This window comes from Vibrio sp. B1ASS3 (assembly GCF_905175355.1).
GTDB lineage: Bacteria > Pseudomonadota > Gammaproteobacteria > Enterobacterales > Vibrionaceae > Vibrio > Vibrio owensii.
In genome coordinates this window covers 2,824,565-2,845,832 of the sequence record NZ_HG992742.1, presented here as the reverse complement: position 1 = coordinate 2,845,832, position 21,268 = coordinate 2,824,565, and the positions used below count along the sequence as shown (strand labels likewise).

The window sequence follows — 21,268 nt, the reverse complement described above, 5'->3', positions numbered from 1 at the left end:
TTCTTATTCTTCACCCATATGAACTTTGTTATATAATCCGTCGCAATTCAGTATGGAATCAAAGTCGTATGGTCGAAAAGTTCTCCAAGTCTCAGCTGTCTGAAGCCGACATCATCTCCAAGTTCATTCTTCCCGCTATTAAAGAAAACGGCTGGGATGACATGAACCAAATTCGCCAAGAAGTAAAACTGCGTGACGGTAAAGTTGTAGTTCGTGGTCAGATTGCCGCGCGTAAGAAAGTGAAGTCTGCTGATATTGTGCTGTATCACAAACCGAGTATGCCGCTTGCTGTAGTGGAAGCGAAAGCGAACAAGCACGAAATTGGTAAGGGAATGCAGCAAGGCTTGGATTATGCGTCACTTCTGGATGTTCCGTTTGTGTTTGCGAGTAATGGTGATGGGTTTATATTTCATGATAAAACGAACCCTGAGCAACTAGAAACAGAAATCAGACTCGAAGACTTCCCATCCCCTCAAATGTTGTGGGAAAAATACTGCCAATGGAAAGGTTACTCAGACGAGCAACTGCCGCTAATTACACAAGCTTACTACGATGATGGAAGCGGTAAATCTCCGCGTTACTACCAATTAAATGCGATTAACAAAACCATTGAAGCTGTCTCTGAAGGAAAGAACAGAGTGTTGCTGGTGATGGCAACGGGCACGGGGAAAACCTACACAGCATTTCAGATCATTTGGCGTTTATGGAAGTCCGGTGCGAAAAAGCGCATTTTGTTTTTGGCAGATCGCAATATCTTAGTTGACCAAACGAAGAACAACGATTTCCAGCCATTTGGTACTGCCATGACCAAAATTGGAAACCGCAATATCGATCCTGCTTTTGAAATTCACCTAGGTCTCTACCAAGCGATGACGGGGCAGGAAGAGCAGAAGAAAATCTTTAAGAACGTGAGCCCTGACTTCTTTGACTTAATTGTTGTTGACGAGTGTCATCGCGGTAGTGCGTCTGAAGACAGCGCTTGGCGAGAAATTCTGGAATATTTTAGTTCCGCTACTCAAATTGGTTTGACTGCTACGCCAAAAGAAACAGACGAAGTTTCTAATATTGAATATTTTGGTGAGCCTGCTTATACCTATTCTCTAAAGCAAGGGATCGAAGATGGATTCCTCGCTCCTTACAAAGTGGTTCGTGTCGATCTCGATGTAGACTTACAAGGTTGGCGTCCAACCAAAGGTCAGAAAGACAAGCATGGGGAAACCATCACTGATCGCATCTACAACCAAAAAGATTTCGACCGAACAATGGTGATAGATGAGCGAACAGCATTGGTTGCTCAAACCATTACTAAATATTTAAAACGTACAGATCCTATGGCGAAAACCATCGTGTTTTGTAACGACGTCGACCATGCAGAGCGTATGCGACGTGCCATTGCTAACTGCAACCCAGAGCAAATGGCGAAAAACGAAAAATACGTAATGAAGATTACAGGGGATGATGAAATCGGCAAAGCTCAGCTTGATAACTTCATTAACCCGAAAAAAGCATATCCGGTGATTGCAACAACATCTGAATTGATGACGACAGGGGTCGACGCAAAGACATGTAAATTGGTCGTACTTGATTCGACGATCAAATCCATGACCAAATTCAAGCAGATCATTGGTCGAGGCACGCGTATTGATGACCGATTTGGTAAGCTGTGGTTCTCTATTCTTGACTTTAAAAAGGCGACAGAGCTCTTTGCCGATGAACGTTTTGACGGTACACCAGAAAGGGTAAAAGTCACTAAACCAGAAGATTTTGAAAACCCAGATGATCTCAACGATATTGTCGATGGCACAGGTGATGAAGGGATAGATGACTCGTCTTTCGAGGATGATATAGACCCCACTACAATTTCTGAACCGACGACACCAACAGATACCCCAACGGATGGAGGTAACATCCCTGAAGGTGAAGATGGACCGATTCAAGAAGAAGTACGCAAGTTTTATGTGTCTGGTGTTGCGGTAACCAAGGTCGCGGAGCGTGTCCAGTACTATGACAGTGACGGTAAATTGGTAACGGAATCATTTAAAGACTATACCCGTAAAGCAATGGCAACGCAGTTTGCGTCAATGGATGATTTCACCAAGAAATGGAATGATGCGGATCGCAAGCAAGCCGTTATTGATGAACTTGCTGAGCTCGGCATTATATGGGAAGCGCTGGAGCAAGAAGTGGGCAAAGACATGGACCCATTTGATATGATTTGTCACGTTGTATATGACCAACCGCCATTGACTCGAAAAGAGCGAGCGGAGAACGTGAAAAAGCGCAACTACTTCACTAAGTACGGTGAAACAGCACAGCAGGTACTGAATAATCTACTGGATAAGTACGCGGATGAAGGCGTTCAAGAGATTGAAAATATTCATGTATTGAAAGTAAAACCTTTCGATGAAATGGGGCGACCGATTGAAATCATCAAGAAAGGCTTTGGTGGTAAGCCGCAGTATCTCGAAGCGGTAAATGAACTAGAAGCGGCAATCTATCAAATTTCATTTGAACAAACCGCATAAACTCCCTTCGCAAAGGTCGCTAAATTTAGCGACCTTTTTATTTTGACTCACCCACTCGATCTAACTCTGAAGAAAACTCTGAAAGAAGCTTAGTGAACTCATCGTCTAAGCAAGAATGATTTATGTACTTTGTAGGCACCATATTTAGCTTTAAAGAAAGGTAGTCTGGGTGTTCAGTAATGACTTTTAGATACGCATCAAGGCGCTTTTCCGATGTCGTTTCTCTTTTTAAATGTTTCTTTAGCTTCTCATAAAAGTTTGAGACTGCCTCTGGGGTTACATCTTGAAGATCCTCGTAATCATCGCAATAAAGTTCTTCATATAGCACATCAGCCAACTGACGAATGCTCCATCCCAAAGACGCAATAAGGTCTCGTATCTCTGTTTGTTTTTTTCTTGTCCCCATTTGTCCCAAGTCCGTTCGTTAATATGCAATTGTCTTAGCGAAGACACGTAAATAATCAATTTTAAAGGATAAAATCATGACTAAATCAAAAACACCAATGACACCAGAAGCCGCTGCTCGCATCCAAGGTAATGCCGCAAAACAAAATGGTGGGCAAGTTCCTAAAGGTGACTTTGCTGGCCGAGCTCAACGCGCGGCTGCTCACAACCAAAAACAAGGGAAATAGGAGTTCATCATGAATAAACCAGCTTCTAGTACACCAAAAGGTGGTGCTAAGCCGAATCCAAATTACCCAAGTACGACAGGCAAACCGTCGGGCGGCGGTCGCGGAAATACCCCTAAAAACAAATAGCTGTATATACCCAGAGGTGCACTAGCGCCTCTTTTTCGTTTATTTACTCAACAGCCCTTGGAGTTGTGGATGAATGCTGCGATAAACGGCTTGTTGTCAGCTTTATATTCCGAATACGGTATGGCTTTTTCAGTTTTACTCATCGCGCATAAACAAGTATCTCGCTTGTTTTCATACCAGCTTACATCGACCATATTTTGGGAAGAGTTCACGCAGGTATCTATGATCGCGTACTCCACTTCCAGGGGATAGCGTTCTTCATCGAAAGCATTATTCACTTGGTAACCACCAAAAGCACCAATAAGCAATGTGGTACTTGCTGATATCCATTTTCGCTTACTAAAGCTAAAGCCTTTAAAACTCTTCTCGCACTCTTTACAAGAGATATTCTCAGCAAACTCGATGTCATTATCGGCTTGGCAATGGGGGCATTCTATTTTCATTAGCAACTAATATGATTGACTTATAAGTATTTATTGAATCTATAATTCTAGCGTGATTATACGCCTACATTCATAGACATAAATCGATTTTTTCGAGCGATGTTCTGCTATAATTCGCCCCAATTTTCAGTTAGCTAAAGTAGTAAAACATGTCTATCAGTTCTGTAATTAAATCCATTCAAGACATTATGCGTAAAGACGCAGGTGTTGATGGTGATGCTCAACGCCTTGGTCAAATGTCATGGCTTTTATTCCTAAAAGTATTCGATGCTCAGGAAGAAGAGCTAGAGTTGGAAATGGATGACTACAAAACACCGATTGATGAAAAATATCTGTGGCGTAATTGGGCAGCAGATGTAGAAGGTATTACGGGCGACAAACTGCTGGAATTTGTAAACGATGACCTGTTTTTTCATCTAAAGAACATGACGGCGCCGGTAGATAAAAACCCGCGTGGCTTTGTAGTAAAAGAAGCATTCAGTGATGCGTTCAACTACATGAAGAACGGTACGTTGCTACGCCAAGTCATCAACAAGCTTAATGAAATAGACTTTACCGACTCTAACGAGCGCCACTTGTTTGGTGATATTTACGAGCAAATCCTAAAAGATCTTCAAAGCGCAGGAAACGCTGGTGAGTTCTACACTCCTCGTGCGGTCACCCGCTTTATTGTTGACCGTTTAGACCCTAAGCTTGGCGAAACTATTATGGACCCAGCAACGGGTACGGGCGGCTTCCTTGCTTGTTCATTCGACCACGTTAAAAACAACTACGTGAAAACGGCGGCTGACCACCAAACGCTGCAAAAGCAAATCCACGGTGTAGAGAAGAAACAGCTTCCACATCTACTGTGTATCACCAATATGATGCTGCACGGTATTGAAGTACCTGTACAAATCAAACACGGCAATACCCTAAACAAACCACTGTCTAGCTGGGATAGCAACATCAACGTGATTGCTACCAACCCGCCATTTGGTGGTACCGAAGAAGACGGTATTGAAAAGAACTTCCCTGCAGAGATGCAAACCCGTGAAACGGCAGACCTGTTCTTGCAACTCATCATTGAAGTGCTGGACCCAGCCAATGGTCGTGCGGGTGTGGTATTGCCGGATGGCACTTTGTTTGGTGAAGGCGTCAAAACCAAGATCAAAAAGTTGCTGACCGAAGAATGTAACCTGCACACCATTGTGCGCCTGCCAAACGGCGTGTTTAACCCGTACACGGGCATTAAGACCAACATTCTGTTCTTCACCAAAGGTAAGCCTACTAAAGACGTGTGGTTCTACGAGCACCCATACCCAGAGGGCGTGAAGAACTACAGCAAAACCAAGCCGATGAAGTTTGAAGAATTTCAGCAAGAAATGGATTGGTGGGGCGTTGAGGCAGACGGTTTTGCCAGCCGCGAAGAAAACAACCACGCGTGGAAAGTCTCGATTGATGAGATCATTGCTCGTAACTTCAACCTCGATATCAAAAACCCGTATCAAGGCGAAGTGGTCAGCCATGACCCCGATGAACTGCTTGAAAGCTACCAGACTCAACAGCAAGAAATCACCGAGCTACGCAACCAACTGAAAGACATTCTGGGGAATGCCCTCTCATCGTCGCAAACAGCATCATCGCAAGCTGCGGATGAGGTGAAGTAATGTCTACAGAAAAACTGATCACTGACCATATCGACATCTGGACATCGGCAGTACAGGCGAAATCGGCTTCGGGTCGCGGTAGCAGCAAAAAGCGCGAGCTTTATGGCATTAAGAAACTGCGTGAGCTGATTTTGGAACTGGCGGTGCGCGGTAAGTTGGTGCCGCAAGATCCTACAGATGAACCTGCTTCTGTGTTGCTTGAGCGAATTGCGGCTGAGAAAGCGCAGTTGGTGAAAGACGGAAAAATTAAAAAAAGCAAATCTTTTCCGGACTTATCGCCAGAAGAACTTACTTTTGATCTACCCAATGGGTGGCAATGGTGCCGAGTTGGTGAGTTGTTTCTCTCTATTGCGAGCGGAGGGACTCCAAGTAAAAGAGAGCCTGCTTATTGGGATGGAGATATACCTTGGGCAAGCGTTAAAGACCTTGGAAAGTCTAAATTTCTCCATGACACTCAAGACCACATATCTGATGCAGGTCTAATTGCTGGAAGTCGACTTGCAAATATAGATGATTTGTTGATTTGTACTCGCATGGGACTTGGCAAAATTGCGATCGTCAAAACTCCAATGGCATTTAATCAAGATTTAAAGTCAGCAACATTGAGCAAATTTATTCAGACTGACTTTTTCTTGAACTCGTATTCAACTATCAAAATCACGGGTACAGGCACTACGGTGGCCGGAATTACTCAAGACCAGCTCCTTAACTACGTTTTCGCGCTTCCTCCAATGTCAGAACAGCACCGCATTGTCGCCAAAGTCGACGAACTGATGGCATTGTGCGACCGACTAGAGCAGCAAACCGATGCTAGCCTTGATGCCCATCAGGTTTTGGTAGAAACCCTGCTGGCGACGCTCACTAACAGCCAAGACGCCACCGAACTGATGGCGAACTGGGCACGGCTCAGCGAGCACTTCGATACCCTGTTCACCACAGAGCAAAGCATCGACCAGCTAAAACAAACCATACTGCAACTGGCGGTAATGGGTAAGCTGGTGCCGCAAAACTCGAATGATGAGCCAGCAGCAAAGCTACTTGAGCGTATTGCGGAAGAAAAAGCTCAGTTAGTCAAAGAGAAGAAAATTAAAAAGCAGAAAGCACTGCCGCCGATTGCTGATGATGAAAAGCCGTTTGAGCTGCCTAAGGGGTGGGAGTGGTGTCGTTTTGGCTCTGTTTTCTATGATTTGAAATATGGTACTTCACAGAAGTCTGATTATGGCGTTGTTGGGGCTCCAGTGTTGAGAATTCCGAATGTTGTTAATGGATTTATATCAACAGATGACCTCAAATTCTCTTCTCTGACAGAGAGTGAAGTCGAAGATTTAGAGCTTTCCAAAGGCGATCTGATATTTATACGCTCAAATGGCAGTTTAGGTATCGTGGGACGTTGCACTGAAGTAACAAGAGACTTAAAAGGTTTTGCCTATGCTGGGTATTTGGTTAGAGCAAGGCTACCCACTGAGATTGTAAGCTCTTCATACCTTTCTCTCGTTATGCAATCTAACTTTATTCGAACGCAGATTGAAAGACCAATAAGAACAACAACAGGCGTAAAGAACATAAACTCAACGGAGTTAGGAAACCTGACTTTTGCCGTTCCTCCATTGTCCCAGCAGGAAAAAATAGTAAGTAAAACACTGGAGATATTGGAGTTTTGCGACGCACTCAAGTCACGCATAGAAGACAGCCAACAAACCCAGCTTCAGCTTACTGATGCGATTGTTGAGCAGGCGTTGTAGTAGGCAAATATATTGGGTTTACCACACACTAATGGCAGCCTTAGCGCTGTCATTTTTCTTTCCATTGTTTGAATAAAAATCATGGCTTTAGAACAAGTTATCTATGACCTTGAACAGGTTAAAGGGCTCTCTGATGAAGAGCTTTACCAACGCCTTTATGATAGTTGGGGCTTGGAAAATCATAAAATTGATGTCTGGGGTGAACTGAGTATTAACGAGGCAGGGAACTGGGCTGGCATTCGTAACGCAAAAACACTTAATGGCAACCAAAGCATAGAATACCCTTTGGCTGATTCGTATGAATTGCAATCAGGTGTGTTTTTAAACCCATCAGTAGCAAAAATAGTGTTAGGCAATGACACTAAAGGCATGGTTGCTTGTGAGCTAATGTTAGCGTCCATCCCGCAAAGAGCTAAAAAAAACAACCCATTTCTATTAGCCGTCAATGACAAGACGGTTGAGCGTTTGACCTACTTGCCCGATGCATTGCCTAACTTAGATCGGCAAGCCCTAATTCAAAATGAAGATGAAACACTCCTACGCAAAGTTATTTATGACGCAGAAGTTAAGCGCGTTAAACACAGAATCGCCTCAGAAACAGAAGCGTTAGAGGCTGCGTTGCAAGAAAAACAACAGGATATGACTGAGAAGTTGGCGGAGTTGTCAGACGCATTCAAAAGTACACAGGATAAAATCACAGCATCAACGACAGAGCTTGAAAGCTCAATCAAGAGAAATGAAGAACTAAATGATGATAATCATCGGCTAAATCTGAAGATTCAAGAAAGCAAAGCTGAGTTAGACGTCATTATCGAAAAGAGCCGAAGAGTAGAGGAAAGTATGGCAAGAAAAGTCGAGAAACTAACAGATTTCATCAAAGAGAAAGCCATCTTCCTCAAGAGTTTTGAGTTTTTGGATGAGGACGATTTTGACTTTTTTGTTGGAAGCTCCTTGTCTAATAAGGATCGTGGCGAGCACATCTCTTTTTCGCAAGCTTTTGATTCTAACTACAGCGATGCCGTTTCATACATTCAAGCGCACCTAAAAGAACGAGATATTCTCTACCCGCGCCATATTATTGAGAACTTTTTGACGCTTATCCGTACCAATGATCTTATCATTTTGGCGGGAGACTCTGGCTCAGGCAAAACGAACCTAGTTCAGTCGTTTGCCAAGGCTATTGGTGGGGTATCGAAAATCATCCCTGTTAAGCCAAACTGGACCAGTTCAGAAGATTTGCTGGGCTATTACAACCCGCTAGAAAAGAAATACTTGGCGACACCATTTCTTGAGGCGTTGATTGAAGCTAAGCAAAACCCAGATATCCCATATTTCATCTGCCTGGACGAAATGAACCTTGCCCGAGTGGAATATTACTTTGCTGATTTTCTTTCCAAGCTCGAAGAACGTAACGAGCAACCGATCATTCAACTTTACTCAGATGATGAAGCCGCACACGTTCTTGCCGAGCTAAAAGGGGTTGTTTCGATCATTTCCAACGCGCAAGAAAAATTCAGCAAAAATGGCATCGTGGACTTCGTTGCGCTTATGCAAGATGAAGAGATTAACGCTGAAATGAAACGCGCATTTGGCTTTAGCGATAAAGATTCACTGATCAAATACCACGGTGACATCAGACGTATGTTGGCAGGTGTTCTCGGCACGCCTTCGTCGATCACGATTCCCGCGAACGTAAGAATCATTGGTGCTATCAACATCGACGAAACCACGCATTACCTATCACCAAAAATTCTTGACCGTGCACATGTGATGAAGTTTAAGAGTCCTTTGCTGACCGACTGGGATGCGATTTTTGATGAGATTGACTCTTACGGGCTAGACGACGTTACTTTACCGCTAGTGTTTGATATTGAAGAGCTTGGTGAGCGTACCCCTTATCCGAAATTTGAACGTTCGAATGAATTCTGCGAGTTGTTTACGACCTTAAACCGAGATGTCTTTGACCCGCTTGGCGTGGAGTTTGGTATGCGTACCATTCGACAGGGGCTTAACTACGTAAGTTTGTTTAGCGATGTAAACGACAATAAGTCTCTGGCCATCAACAACTTTATCGTTCATAAGGTGCTACCAAAATTCACATTTGATGGTGATAAGCAAGTAGGCGATTACAGTAAAGCTGAGCTTGTTAGCCGTGTATTCTTGCCTCGCCTTGAGTCGCTGTTGGATAATCAAGCAGAGATAACGGCGGAGTTTTCTTGCACCAAATCGGTAGAGCGTTTGGTTAAAACGGCTGAATCGAATGATGGCGTTGTGAACTACTGGGCGTAATCATGGAAGCTCCATTCGTTATCAAGTTTATCGAGACCAAATGGCACGATAAGCAAACCTTAGTCAGTGTTAGCGAGTCGGAGTACTCGCTAAAGCTTGAGCAGACGGGGAACAATGCATTTTCCGCACACACCACCATCTACCCTAAGGTCGATGAGCTACGTTTTGCTCAACTTGCGATTAAAACTAAGCATGGTGATCAGTCTCCGCCTTACATTGTCATGCCTAATGGTGATAGAAAGCAGTTAGAGTCGATAACCGATCCCGCATCTAATGCTGTGTGGTGGGTTGAGCCTGCTCATTGGGACGCAAAACAACGGGTGTGGCGCAGTGAAGCGAGGCGAACGGCTGGTCAGATCACGTTTGTTATTGGTAACTCGACACTAAAGCTTGATATTGATATCTCCGAACAGACTAAATCGGACCTTTCTCGCTACCTATCAGATTTTAAAGCGGACCTGTGGGAGCTGATACTGGATGAGAATAGTCATATCACGGGCGATGCTAAAAATTCACAGGTTGCAGCCATCGACCAAGAAGCGTTGTCATTAGTCGCATCAATTCTTAGCAATGCACAAACCATCCTCAAAAAGCCCAAAGTTGAGCTAAAAGAAGTTCAAGCATTGAAGCCGGCCAAAGAGGTACGCCCTGTTCCACGTACATTTATGGAGATTTGTACCAAAGGTTCGCGTAAGCATTTAACGAGCCGCGCATCTGAGCCGAGTTACAACGTGCCAGAAAACCAGTATGTGCTGTATGTGGTTTCGAGCACGCTGAGCATTGTAAAGCAATTGGTTAAGGTGGCTGAGAGCAAAAAGAGTCGTTTTTCTGGTGCTATTGAAAAGCTCAATGAGCGTTTAGACAGTTTAAAAGACTATCGTATTATCAACCGTGACCTTGTAGTTAAAGACTTAGAAAGACTTAAAAAGCGCTTTGATACAGAAGTAATCAATGCCGAGTTGGCGAGTCAGTTAGGTGAAATTAATGCCAATAAGTACTTTTCACTGAATCATGCTGCCAAAGGCTATCTCAGACTAGAAAAAGCAACAGGCTCTGAGAACGAGTGGTGGGCAAAAATCAAGCCATCCCTGCATGATGATTGGCAACAGTTTGAACTTAATGGACATACCATTTTTAGTTCTGGTGAGCATTACGCGAGCTTGTTTAAGCCATACAGCGACTATGACATGGTGGCAATTATGCCTCCTCCCTCTAGGAGAGGAACAGCTTCGATTTTGTACCCAGAGTACATATCTAAACTAACGATTCTGGCGGATTCGCGATCACTCTTAAGAGATAAAGAGAAGTTTTCCAAGTTGCGCGAGCAAGGCATTGCTCTAAATGAAAATGGCTGGAAAACGAAGCTGACACCGGAAGAGCTCTCTGAACAGGAGAAAGAACGTTCTACCATCAATAAGCGCTTGGGTTATTTCGCAACTGAACATGAAAAGGTGGGAATGGTACACAAAGCGCTTGAGCCAAAACTGAAACCTTTCCAGCAAGTAGAAAAAGAATGGCGTCAGTGCAAAGTCAAAAGTAAAAGCACCTTTCCTAACTCTATGACTTTTGTGCAAAACCCTGCCTATCAAGCGGTTCACTCGGGTTTTAAAAAGTTAAAAGAGCAGATTGGCTTGGCCGATGAGGACATTTTGCTTTCGCTGGAGAAAGTCGAGGCGATTGGACTAGTCAACATGCCATTACTTTATGAACGTTGGTGTTTGCTGCAAATCATCAAAGTGCTGACTCAGGCATTCCGATATCAGCCAGAGGAAAACTGGAAACGAAAATTGATTGCGAATATTCAAGGCAATGAAGAACAAATCAGCATTCAGTTTTTCAACCCAAGTGTTTCAAGAGCTATCACTCTGCAATACGAACCGTTCTTAGCAAATGGCAAGCGCCCTGATTTTGTTTTGGATGTAGAAGCGACTACCAAAAGTGGTAACCAGATTTCAAAGCGGTTAGTCGTCGACGCAAAGTACTATTCTGCTGCCTATCTCAAGCAAAGAGGTGGGATCGGTGGGGTTATCCATGAACTATATAAAGTTAAGGATTATAGCGAAGGCCAAGAGAATAACGTGTTTGTTCTTCACCCCGTGTTAGATGCGGTTGAGAAAGTCGTATCCCCTCAGGAATGGGCGAAAGACAGTTATTTAGGTGAGCTATCCATGTTTGATTGGGAGCCTGCATACCATGAACGCCAAGCTACAAACTATGGTGCAGTATGTGCTAACCCAATGAAGTCGCAGCGCTATCTTGATGAAATTCAACGTATGCTAGGGATGTTTTTGCAATATGGCATTGAAGACAATACGCCAACTCGTGCTGAGTCTGATGATACTCAAGCCATAAATTTCTGCGTGTCTTGCGGTTCAGAAAAAGTTTCTGATGTAACTAACTCAATGAGGTCCAATCATCAAAAGCGTTGGTATCGGTGCAATGAGTGTACTCAGTTTACCGTGTATAACCACTGTGGTACCTGCAATACACGATTGATTAAGAATGGCGAGTATTGGACCTATTTATCTTTGATGCCGATGTCTTCAATTAACATTAAGTGCCCAAGTTGCGAGTCACCAGTTTAGTGAAAATAGAATAATGTCAAAGGTATAAACACAATAATGAGCCTCTACAACATTTCAAATAAAAATCTAACCGCTTTAACTCAAACCACTTTTGCCGCCGAAGGGCTGCAAGAACGGCAGGATTTACAAGAAGCACTTAAAGGTTGCATCGACGCTATTGCACCTGATTGCCTTGTTATCTCTGAAGAGTTCTCCGACTGGGAAGACAGCCGCCGACGTATTGATCTACTGGCAATTGACCGCAATGCTAACTTGGTGGTGATTGAGTTGAAACGCGATGAAATCGGTGCACACATGGAGCTTCAAGCGCTTCGCTATGCTGCGATGATTTCCACGATGACGTTTGATAAGGCATGTGAGTACTTTGAGCGTTACATCGCTAAAGAGGAGCTAGAAATCAATGCCCGCGAAACCATTCTAGAGTTTGTCGACTTAGATGAAAGCAGTTTGGATGACTTTGGGAACGATGTCCGTATCGTGCTTGCCTCCGCTGATTTTGGTAAAGAACTGACCACATCTGTCCTTTGGTTGCGGGACAAAGGCATTGATATCAGTTGTGTTCGCCTTACACCATACCGCTACAAAGACGATGTGTTGATTAATGCAGAGCAGATCATCCCTGTTCCAGAGGTTGAAGCATATCAAGTCAAATTCCGCGAGAAACAGGCAGAGCAACGCACCAGTAAAAAGGGGCAGCGCGATTACTCGAAATATCGATTTAATGGTCAAGTTTATAACAAACGTAAGTTGGCATTGGCTGTCTTGACGCATTGGATTGAACAAGAAAATCCTCAAAGCCTATCTGTCATCAAGGATGCGTTAAAAGACTATAACTTGCCTCGTGCCGTTGCTTTGTTTGAGGAAATCGCTGACAAGCATATGAGCCGTTATCATTCAGCAGAATGTGATTTAATTACTTTGACCTCTGGTGAGCTTATTGCCATTTCAAACCAGTGGGGTGACAACATTCCAAGGCTGTTAGATGTGATGAAAAGCTATGGTATAGCCGCGGAAAGAATAGAAAATTGAATTTGTAGAGGGAGCGATTAGCTCCCTTTTTAAAAGTATTAATTGATTAAAAGCAATGTGCAATCTCATGCTTATTGATAGAGTGCTCTGATTTTAATGCTTTTTCTTCGAGGTTATTCGCTTCCATGAGTTCGTTACCCACACCATCTCGCTCAAAAAATCAGTTTATTTATGACTTTTCTGTTTACAAATATTCAAGCAAATCAGATGCCGAGCAGATGGTTGAGAAGATTCGCACAGTATTGGATGATGCTAGAACGAATGAACAGTTCAAAGAAATCCAATTGGAGTTGCTTTGGAGAAGTTTAGAAAGTACTGATAAGAAAGTTAATTCTAAGGCATGTATTAGTGAGCAGGAAAAAGCAGAGAAGAAGGCAAGGAAAAAAGCTAAGAAACAAGCGAAAAAAGAGAAAATACGACTTCGTGAAGAAAGAGGGCGTGAGGCCATTATAAAGCCAACTAGACGCACACCGTCGAGTTATATCAATCAGGTCGCAACGAAACATCAAGACACCACTAGACAACCGATCGTACACCGAATGGCTTTACAGCCAGCTTCTAAAAAACAAGTGACTCCATGGCCTACATGGGCTCAGGTTAAGGCGAATAAAGTTGTAGCTGTGCCAAAAGAGGCAGCTCCTGTAGAGACACCCATACATGAACCAGAACTTGAAGCTGTTGCGTTAACTAATGTCTTAATTCAATCAACGGTTCAAAATCCTAAATTAGAAGTAGAGGTTAAAGCGTCGTCTAGTTTCGAAATATCAGAAAAGACTAAAGTTGAACCAGTAGTGTCATCTGCGGCGACTCCTAAGCTAGAAACGTTCCGATGGCCTTCGACCGTCGCTTATGAAGCAGATGAGAGCATGCCTGAATCTAACTGGCCTAAAGTAGGTATGTTATCTGCGGTAGGTTATTGCGTTGGAATTAATGGCTTGGGGCTTAAACAGAGGCAAGAGCTATTGAGTAACGTTTATTCAAAACGTTTGCCGTTTGTCGATAGCCGCAAGTATGTCGCCGAGTGGGGTGCCCCTAAAAGCTCAGAAAGGCTGAAGAAATTAGCAGAGGCAATAGCTGCTTTTGTTCGAAATGCGAAGAGAAAGAAGAATAATATGTCTGTTGCCATTCGTGAATGGGAACAAGATTTAGCATGGCTGAAAGAGAAATACTATCTCCAACACAAGTTTGTATGGGTTTGGCCTAAATCAGCGCTGCCGAATGAAGAGATCGAAAAACTTCAGATAACAGAGGCGCTTGAAGAACAAAAAGTATATGCATCTTCACGAGAGTTTTTGGTAGAGCAGTATGTAAATGATGCCAATGAACTTTGCTGCCAGATCTGCCAATCAGCTTTACCGTTTAAATTAGGTACTGGAGAGTATTATTTCGAAGAAATTTCGGTTCATAGCCACGCTAAGAAAAGTAGTTTTTCCGATCTGCTGTTTTGTCCAAACCATCGTGCAATGTATCAACATGCAAATGATAACGAAGTTCAATTGTTAGAAGCTCTCGGTTCATCCTTTCAAAAAGATTTAAAAATCACGCTAGCTAATAAAAAACATAAAATTTTTGTTACTGAGAAACATCAAGTCGAACTAAGAAAGCTTCGTTCTGAACTCAGTGATATAACGTTTGAATTTGTAGATAAGTCGTTGTTAGGAGTTAGTAAAGTTCACCTTTATGAACTGGGTGGAAAGTGGATTTTGTCATCGAAGGCAGATGTAAAACTGAGCGAGTTTACATCTAGTCAAGAGGCGAAAGAGTGGCTAAAACGATTCGATGCATTTCGAAAGCGGGAGTCACCAACTCAAATTAAAGAGACAAGACCACAATCTAGAACGAAGAGAAAAACGGGAGCTGGCAAGGTCACTCACACATCGAAAAGTCCTATTTTAGGATTAGGGTCTATTAAGAAATCAGTAACTCAAAGCTCTTACAAAACGGGCTTCACCACTTGTAGTAATTGCCGTGGTGATGGTGGTATTAATGGTGGCTGTTGGAAGTGTGGTGGTTCAGGTTGGATGTAATGGAAGGTATTAAACTTGTTTAAAAGTGGCACTACGAAGACTACGGTAATTGGTTATGTAAACCGTAATAACCAGAAAAATCATGGTACGAGGTTTGTGAATGGTAATGATCATTACCAAGTTTCGTACAAACTCGAATGTCTTGAATCTGGGTGCGGTGTTGTTTACGGCGCCAATGGGACTGATGTATTTCAAAGAAAGTGTCCTAAATGCCAAGGTGGTAAACCTGAAATTGATTTCTAGTCACAGTTTAGCTCCATAGAATTTGAATTATTGGGATTAACGGCAATACTAAAACTTAGAAATTCTAAGTTTTAGTGGTGGCATGTGAAAACGGACATTCAACTTTACCCTGACGAATCGCTCGAAAGCTTCATGTTGCGCTTATCGCAAGAGCAAGGTTACGAGCGATTTTCTCATTTCGCCGAAGATATTTGGTTCGAGACGTTGAATCAGCATGAAGCGATTACTGGTGCGTTCCCCTTAGAGCTCAATCGCGTCAATATCTACCACGCTCAAACGACAAGCCAAATGCGAGTGCGGGTTCTTATCCATCTTGAGAACCAATTAAAGCTCATTAACTTTGGCGTACTTCGCCTAGCGTTATCACATTCAAAAGCTCAATTTTCTCCGCAATACAAAGCTGTACATAGATTCGGGGTTGATTACCCTTATGCTTTTCTTCGCAAACGCTTCACGCCTATTTGCCCTCTGTGCATTGACGAAGCCCCCTACATTCGTCAGCAATGGCAATTTATCTCTCACCAAGTTTGTGAACACCATGGCTGTAAACTGGTTCATCACTGTCCTGAGTGTAAGTCGAGACTTGAATACCAAAGTACCGATAGTATTAACCAATGTGAATGTGGTTTTGAACTCCGAAACTCGCTAGTCGAGGATGCGCCAGAGGCTGAGATATTGGTCGCTCGATGGTTGTTAGGAAATGATTCAAAACCCTTGGGATTGTTAACGGGGGAAATGACGTTATCTGAGCGCTATGGCTTTTTACTTTGGTATGTAAATCGCTATGGTGATATCGATGACCTCAGTTTTGAGTCATTCGTTGAATACTGTAGCGCTTGGCCAACGGCGCTATGGCAAGACCTCGATACCTTGAAAGAGAAGGCAGAACTTGTTCGAGTAAAAGATTGGAAGAAGGTGTTTTTCAATGAAGCCTTTGGCGATCTGCTTAAAGATTGTCGTCAGTTACCCAGTCGGCAGTTGAGTCACAATATCGTGCTTGCACAGGTGTTAGCTTACTTTACAAAGCTAATGGCAACAGTGCCCTCAAGCGCCAAAGGAAATATCGGTGATGTACTGCTCAGCCCCATAGAAGCTTCTACATTGCTTTCTTGCACCACCGATGAAGTGTATCGGTTGTATGAGTTTGGTGAGATTAAAGCCGCTATCAGGCCGCGAATGCATACAAAGATAGCGAGTCATGAATCGGCGTTTACTTTAAGAAGTGCCATCGAAACAAAGCTGACTCGAATGAGCTCTGAAAGTGATGGTTTAAGTGTATATCTGCCTGAGTGGTAATTATGACGAAATTAAGTGACTTATTAGCAATTGAAGACGAAGCAGTAAAGCAGGTTACGCTAAAGAAGATGTTCATGCCTTATACAGAAGATGTCTGTGTTGAAGGGTTTGAAAAAGAAGCGTTAACGATTTTGCTTAATCTCAGTTCAAGCCATCAATCAGATAGGTGCTCGGATTGGTTGGATGTTGCCCGAGCTAAAAGGCATTTAAAAGCGACTGAGAACTTAGAAGCGTCCCTTGATGAAATTAAATGGTTCCACACTCATAATCTCAAGTTTCCAGACTGTCGAGTTAAAGATCAGCGGATAGTCGCGCAGCCTCTTACGACAACCGAGGTATTCATTTCAAGCGGAGTATTAGAGCAGCGCTTGGGGTGGGCGCATAACTCTGCGGTATATCGTCACACATTGTGGTTATTGAATCCTTTTAGTTGGCAATCACAGCCCGTATGCATCCTTTCACTTATCAAGCAAGAAAGCTCCATTTGGATTGAGTTGCTCAACGAATTCGGTCTAAGTGCTAAGTCACTTGCTCGCTTAAAACATACAATTGAAGAGCAACTCCCTGATAATCATTTTCCCGATAGCGTCAGTTCTTACAGTAAGCAGCTACGGTTTCCATGGGGGGATAATTATATTTCGTTGACCCCAGTGGTCAGCCATGCCATTCAGAGCGAGTTAGAAGTGAGATCGAGAAATCGAGAAAGTAAGCTTAGCTTTGTGTCTTCGTCACTGCCAAATTCTGCAAGTATTGGGAACTTGTGTGGCAGTTTAGGTGGGAATATGAAAGCCCTAAACTACCCGCTAGACGTCAAACCAGCGAGAGGTGGAACGTTACCTGAAAGTCGAAAAAAGAGTGGTCACTACTTTGATGATTATCAGGTAACTAACGCCAAAATTTGTCAGGTGTTAAACCACTTAATTGGATCAGAACCATCAAAAACACAGAAGCAAAGAGAGAGTGCTCGCAAGGTTAGAAGTAAGATATTGCGAAAGCAGATAGCCCTTTGGATGCTTCCTTTAATTGAGTTAAGAGATATCGTTGATGCTGATCCTAATCAACAGCAATTGGAACATGATGACACTTTAGCTCAAGCCTTTCTGGCGCTACCAGAATCGGACCTAGGCTCCTTAGCCAGTGAGTTTAATCGCCGTTTACATCTTACGTTTCAGAATAATAAGTATGCTGCCAAGTTTGCCTATCACCCTAAGCTTATGCAGCTCGTTAAAGCCCAAATTGTATGGATTCTCGAACAGCTCAGTAAACCTACTGGTAATGCAGATAAGGTAACGGGCGAGCAGTATATCTATTTGTCATCAATGAAAGTGCAAGATGCTGTCGCAATGAGCAGCCCTTATTTGTGTGGTGCTCCTTCTTTGACGGCTATTTGGGGGTTCATGCACCGTTATCAAAGGGAGTTCAATAAGCTAGTTAATTGTGATTCCCTGTTTGAATTTTCGAGTTTCTCTTTTTATGTCCGAAGCGAGAACATTCAATCGACCGCGAAGCTTACCGAGCCTAACTCGGTTGCTAAAGCTCGAACGGTTTCGAACGCGAAACGACCTACCATTCGTAGTGAACGATTGGCGGACCTAGAAATAGACTTAGTTATTAGAGTTCATAGTGAAAGCCGAATTTCAGATTTTAAGGCTGCGCTTAAAACGGCACTTCCCGTTGCTTTCGCCGGAGGGGCGTTATACCAACCACAGCTCTCGACGCAGATTGAGTGGCTAAGGACGTTTACCAGTAGGAGCGAGCTTTTCCATGTCATAAAAGGTTTGCCAGCCTACGGGCGCTGGTTATATCCAAGTGACAACCAGCCGAGTGACTTTGATGACCTAGAGCATTTAATAACGAAAGACGCTAATAATTTGCCAGTTTCTATTGGCTACCATTTGTTAGAACGTCCAACTAAACGGTGCAACTCGATCACCGATTGTCACGCCTATGCAGAGAATGCGATAGGGTTAGCTAAGAAAGTGAATCCGATAGAAGTACGTTTTAGTGGAAGAGATCACTTTTTCAACCATGCCTTTTGGTCGATAGAATGCAGTAGCGAAACTATTCTTATAAAAAACTATAGGGATTAATCGTTTATGGAACTTTGCACTCAGCTGAACTACGTTCGATCACTCTCTGCTGGCAAAGCATATTTCTACTATCTATCTAAAAGTGGTGAGATGTGCCCCCTTGAAATTGATAGAACTAGGTTGCGCGCACCAAAAGGTGGTTATGCAGAAGCATACAAAGGGGGCAAGTTTGTAGAAAAGAATGTTGCTCCACAAGATTTAGCTTACTCCAATCCTCAGTTCATCGAAGAGTGTTATGTCAAACCTGGTGTTGATGATATCTACTGTGCATTCCCCCTTCGAATTCGAGCCAACTCTCTAACTCCAGATACCTGTATTGATGATGAAGTGCGTTCTAAACTTTCGTTACTTGCTAAAACATATCAAGAGCTCAATGGGTATCAGGAACTTGCTCTACGATACGCGAAGAACATTCTGCTTGGTAGTTGGCTTTGGAGAAACAGAGAGTGTCGAAAATTGTCGATAGAAGTGACCACCAGTGATTCACAAACCTTGATTGTAGAAAACGCAACAAAGCTTTCTTGGTATGGTCATTGGGATGAGGCGTCAGCAGAATGCCTAGAAAAGCTCACAGCCTATTTGATGCGAGCCCTGTCTGACCCAACCGAATATTTCTATATGGATGTCAAAGCTAAAATTGGAGTTGGTTGGGGGGATGAGGTTTACCCAAGCCAAGAGTTTTTAGATAGCCGAGAAGATGGTGTTCCTACTAGGCAGTTAGCTACTGTCGAATTATTGAACGGAGAGGAGACTGTTGCATTTCATGGTCAAAAAATTGGTGCAGCGTTGCAATCGATTGACGATTGGTGGCATGAAAACGCAGATAAACCATTAAGAGTGAACGAATATGGGGCAGATCGAGAATACGTTATAGCAAGGCGACACGTGTCCCATGGAAATGACTTCTATCAACTGCTCAGAAATACAGAGAACTGGATCGAAAGTATGACAGCTTCTCAGACCATCCCAAATGACGTGCACTTTATTATGTCGGTCTTGATCAAGGGTGGTCTCTTCAATTGTTCCAAAGCGAAGTAAGGATGATTATGACGAAGCGTTACTACTTCTGTATACGTTATACCCCTGTTCAAGCCGACTATGAGCTGTTAGCAGGGCGTTGTATCTCTCAAATGCACTTGTTTATGGTCAATAACCGTCAAGTCATGAATAAAATAGGTGTGAGCTTTCCCGACTGGAGTGACGTTACAGTTGGTCAAACCATCGCCTTTGTTGCTGACGATAAGGAGGTGATGGTTGGACTCTCTTTTCAGCCCTATTTTTCTTTGATGGTAAATGAAGGTCTGTTTGAGATTTCTAGTGTTTGTGAAGTGCCAGACTCTGCGATTGAGGTGAGGTTTGTCCGTAACCAAACGATTGGGAAAAGCTTCTTAGGTTCTAAGAAACGCAGAATCAAACGTAGCGTGGCGAGAGCCGAACTATCTGGTTTTGAACCATCGTTGCCAGTAACGAACGAAGAGCGTGTCATCGATAGCTTCCATCGAATACCAATCTGCAGCGGTTCATCTGGGGAAGATTATATGTTGTTTGTACAAAAGGAGCTTGTTAGTGAGCGCGGTGCAGCGAACTTTAATAGCTACGGTTTAGCCACCAATCAAGAAAGAAAAGGCACGGTACCTGAGTTACGTTTTTAACCCTTTTTCTAAAGCTGTTTTTTAGAGATTCAAAAACAATGACTTACAGATGCAAGAAGAAAAAGGGTATTTTGGTGAATTGTGACGTTAAGCATGCAGAATCAGATGTTTAGAGACTATATTCTACAGTGTCCTGCCGTGTAGGCAGCTAAGAATGAGGGCGTTTATTCAGTTCACCGAAAACCTTGGTGTTCTGCCGCATAGGCAGCTAGGAATTCATTAGGGGTAAATGCTAACCTTAACTTCTTGTGTCCTGCCGCATAGGCAGCTAAGAATAGGTCAGGAAGAAAGCAACCGACCTGCTGAACAAGCAGTTAATAAAAACCATCGAGTTTAGGCTTGATGGTTTTTTGTTTATTAGTGTCATGTCAGTTAGGGGAATCAAAAGTTTGTCATACAAACAAGGTCTGACAATTAAAGCTTTTCTAAGCTGTCGTTATTCATTCAGTGTGTTTTCGCTAGACGATTTCGATGGGCAATTCCAGAATCGAAATATCATAATCTGACTTTTTCTTACCCATTCAAACTTTGTGGCTCATTAGAGAACTGGATTATTTGATAGCCTTTGTTAACGCTTTTACTCTGGTATATTGGTTGGGAAGGTAGTGATGAGTGAGGGTTTTGAGTTATGTTTGCACAGACTGAAGTGTGAGAACGAGGAAAGGCGTAAAGGTTGACAAGTTACTCTTTACGCTCAAGTTATAGTGATGACATCGCAACCTCGCTTGTGTGATTTGATTCACAACTATGAGTGCGAGATAAATCTATAGAAAAGTGAAAAACACACGCGATTAAACCAATTTACTGGCTAATTTAGTTATATTGTCTGGGTCTAATGTCTTTTAAGTCCGTACTTCAATCGTAGTAACTATTCATTTCCACATTACCTATTCAAACCGCTCAGGGATAAAATAGTTAGATCTAAAAAAGTACTAGGTCG

At 43.0% G+C, this 21,268-nt stretch carries 14 protein-coding genes; 12 read left to right on the top strand and 2 right to left on the bottom strand.

Features of this window, described 5'->3' with window-relative positions; all coding sequences use genetic code 11:
- The first annotated feature begins 68 nt into the window (after window positions 1-68).
- Window positions 69-2,525: a DEAD/DEAH box helicase family protein gene (locus tag KJB05_RS12850; protein WP_208443896.1), complete on the top strand. Its 2,457-nt coding sequence runs from the start codon at window positions 69-71 to the stop codon at window positions 2,523-2,525.
- A gap of 37 nt (window positions 2,526-2,562) precedes the next feature.
- On the opposite strand, the gene KJB05_RS12845 is transcribed toward KJB05_RS12850, so the two are convergent.
- Window positions 2,563-2,931 carry a hypothetical protein gene (locus tag KJB05_RS12845; protein ID WP_038879351.1) on the bottom strand — a complete coding sequence of 123 codons (369 nt, stop codon included), beginning with the start codon at window positions 2,929-2,931 and terminating at the stop codon, window positions 2,563-2,565.
- A gap of 76 nt (window positions 2,932-3,007) precedes the next feature.
- Here KJB05_RS12845 and KJB05_RS12840 point away from each other — a divergent pair, with 76 nt between their 5' ends.
- Window positions 3,008-3,157, top strand: a complete 150-nt coding sequence (locus tag KJB05_RS12840) for a hypothetical protein (protein WP_080971540.1) — start codon at window positions 3,008-3,010, stop codon at window positions 3,155-3,157.
- Between the two features lie 173 nt (window positions 3,158-3,330).
- Here the strand turns inward: KJB05_RS12840 and KJB05_RS12835 are convergent, their stop codons facing one another.
- Window positions 3,331-3,726 (bottom strand): hypothetical protein, encoded by a 396-nt coding sequence (locus KJB05_RS12835; RefSeq protein ID WP_049535804.1) that lies wholly within the window; start codon window positions 3,724-3,726, stop codon window positions 3,331-3,333.
- A 149-nt stretch (window positions 3,727-3,875) separates the two neighbouring features.
- Here KJB05_RS12835 and KJB05_RS12830 point away from each other — a divergent pair, with 149 nt between their 5' ends.
- The 10 genes from KJB05_RS12830 to cas6f all read left to right on the top strand — a co-directional run bounded on the left by KJB05_RS12830 (window position 3,876) and on the right by cas6f (window position 20,328).
- Entirely contained in the window at window positions 3,876-5,375 is a 1,500-nt protein-coding gene (locus KJB05_RS12830; protein WP_208443897.1) for an N-6 DNA methylase, read from the top strand.
- Window positions 5,375-7,117, top strand: a complete 1,743-nt coding sequence (locus KJB05_RS12825; protein WP_208443898.1) for a restriction endonuclease subunit S — start codon at window positions 5,375-5,377, stop codon at window positions 7,115-7,117. The genes KJB05_RS12830 and KJB05_RS12825 overlap by 1 nt, the downstream gene beginning before the upstream one ends.
- 81 nt (window positions 7,118-7,198) lie before the next feature.
- Window positions 7,199-9,406 (top strand): AAA family ATPase, encoded by a 2,208-nt coding sequence (locus tag KJB05_RS12820; protein ID WP_208443899.1) that lies wholly within the window; start codon window positions 7,199-7,201, stop codon window positions 9,404-9,406.
- Window positions 9,407-9,408: 2 nt separating this feature from the next.
- Window positions 9,409-11,991, top strand: a complete 2,583-nt coding sequence (locus KJB05_RS12815; protein WP_208443900.1) for a nuclease domain-containing protein — start codon at window positions 9,409-9,411, stop codon at window positions 11,989-11,991.
- 36 nt (window positions 11,992-12,027) lie between these two features.
- Window positions 12,028-13,020, top strand: coding sequence for a hypothetical protein (locus KJB05_RS12810; RefSeq protein WP_208443901.1), 993 nt, complete (start codon window positions 12,028-12,030; stop codon window positions 13,018-13,020).
- 125 nt (window positions 13,021-13,145) lie between these two features.
- Window positions 13,146-15,047 (top strand): hypothetical protein, encoded by a 1,902-nt coding sequence (locus KJB05_RS12805; protein WP_244142868.1) that lies wholly within the window; start codon window positions 13,146-13,148, stop codon window positions 15,045-15,047.
- A gap of 327 nt (window positions 15,048-15,374) precedes the next feature.
- Entirely contained in the window at window positions 15,375-16,586 is a 1,212-nt protein-coding gene (locus KJB05_RS12800) for a TniQ family protein (RefSeq protein WP_208443902.1), read from the top strand.
- A gap of 2 nt (window positions 16,587-16,588) precedes the next feature.
- Window positions 16,589-18,676, top strand: coding sequence for a type I-F CRISPR-associated protein Csy2 (locus KJB05_RS12795; protein WP_208443903.1), 2,088 nt, complete (start codon window positions 16,589-16,591; stop codon window positions 18,674-18,676).
- Between the two features lie 6 nt (window positions 18,677-18,682).
- Complete coding sequence (csy3, locus tag KJB05_RS12790) at window positions 18,683-19,714, top strand: type I-F CRISPR-associated protein Csy3 (protein ID WP_208443904.1); 1,032 nt, start codon at window positions 18,683-18,685, stop codon at window positions 19,712-19,714.
- A gap of 8 nt (window positions 19,715-19,722) precedes the next feature.
- Complete coding sequence (cas6f, locus tag KJB05_RS12785) at window positions 19,723-20,328, top strand: type I-F CRISPR-associated endoribonuclease Cas6/Csy4 (protein WP_208443905.1); 606 nt, start codon at window positions 19,723-19,725, stop codon at window positions 20,326-20,328.
- Window positions 20,329-21,268: the final 940 nt, after the last annotated feature.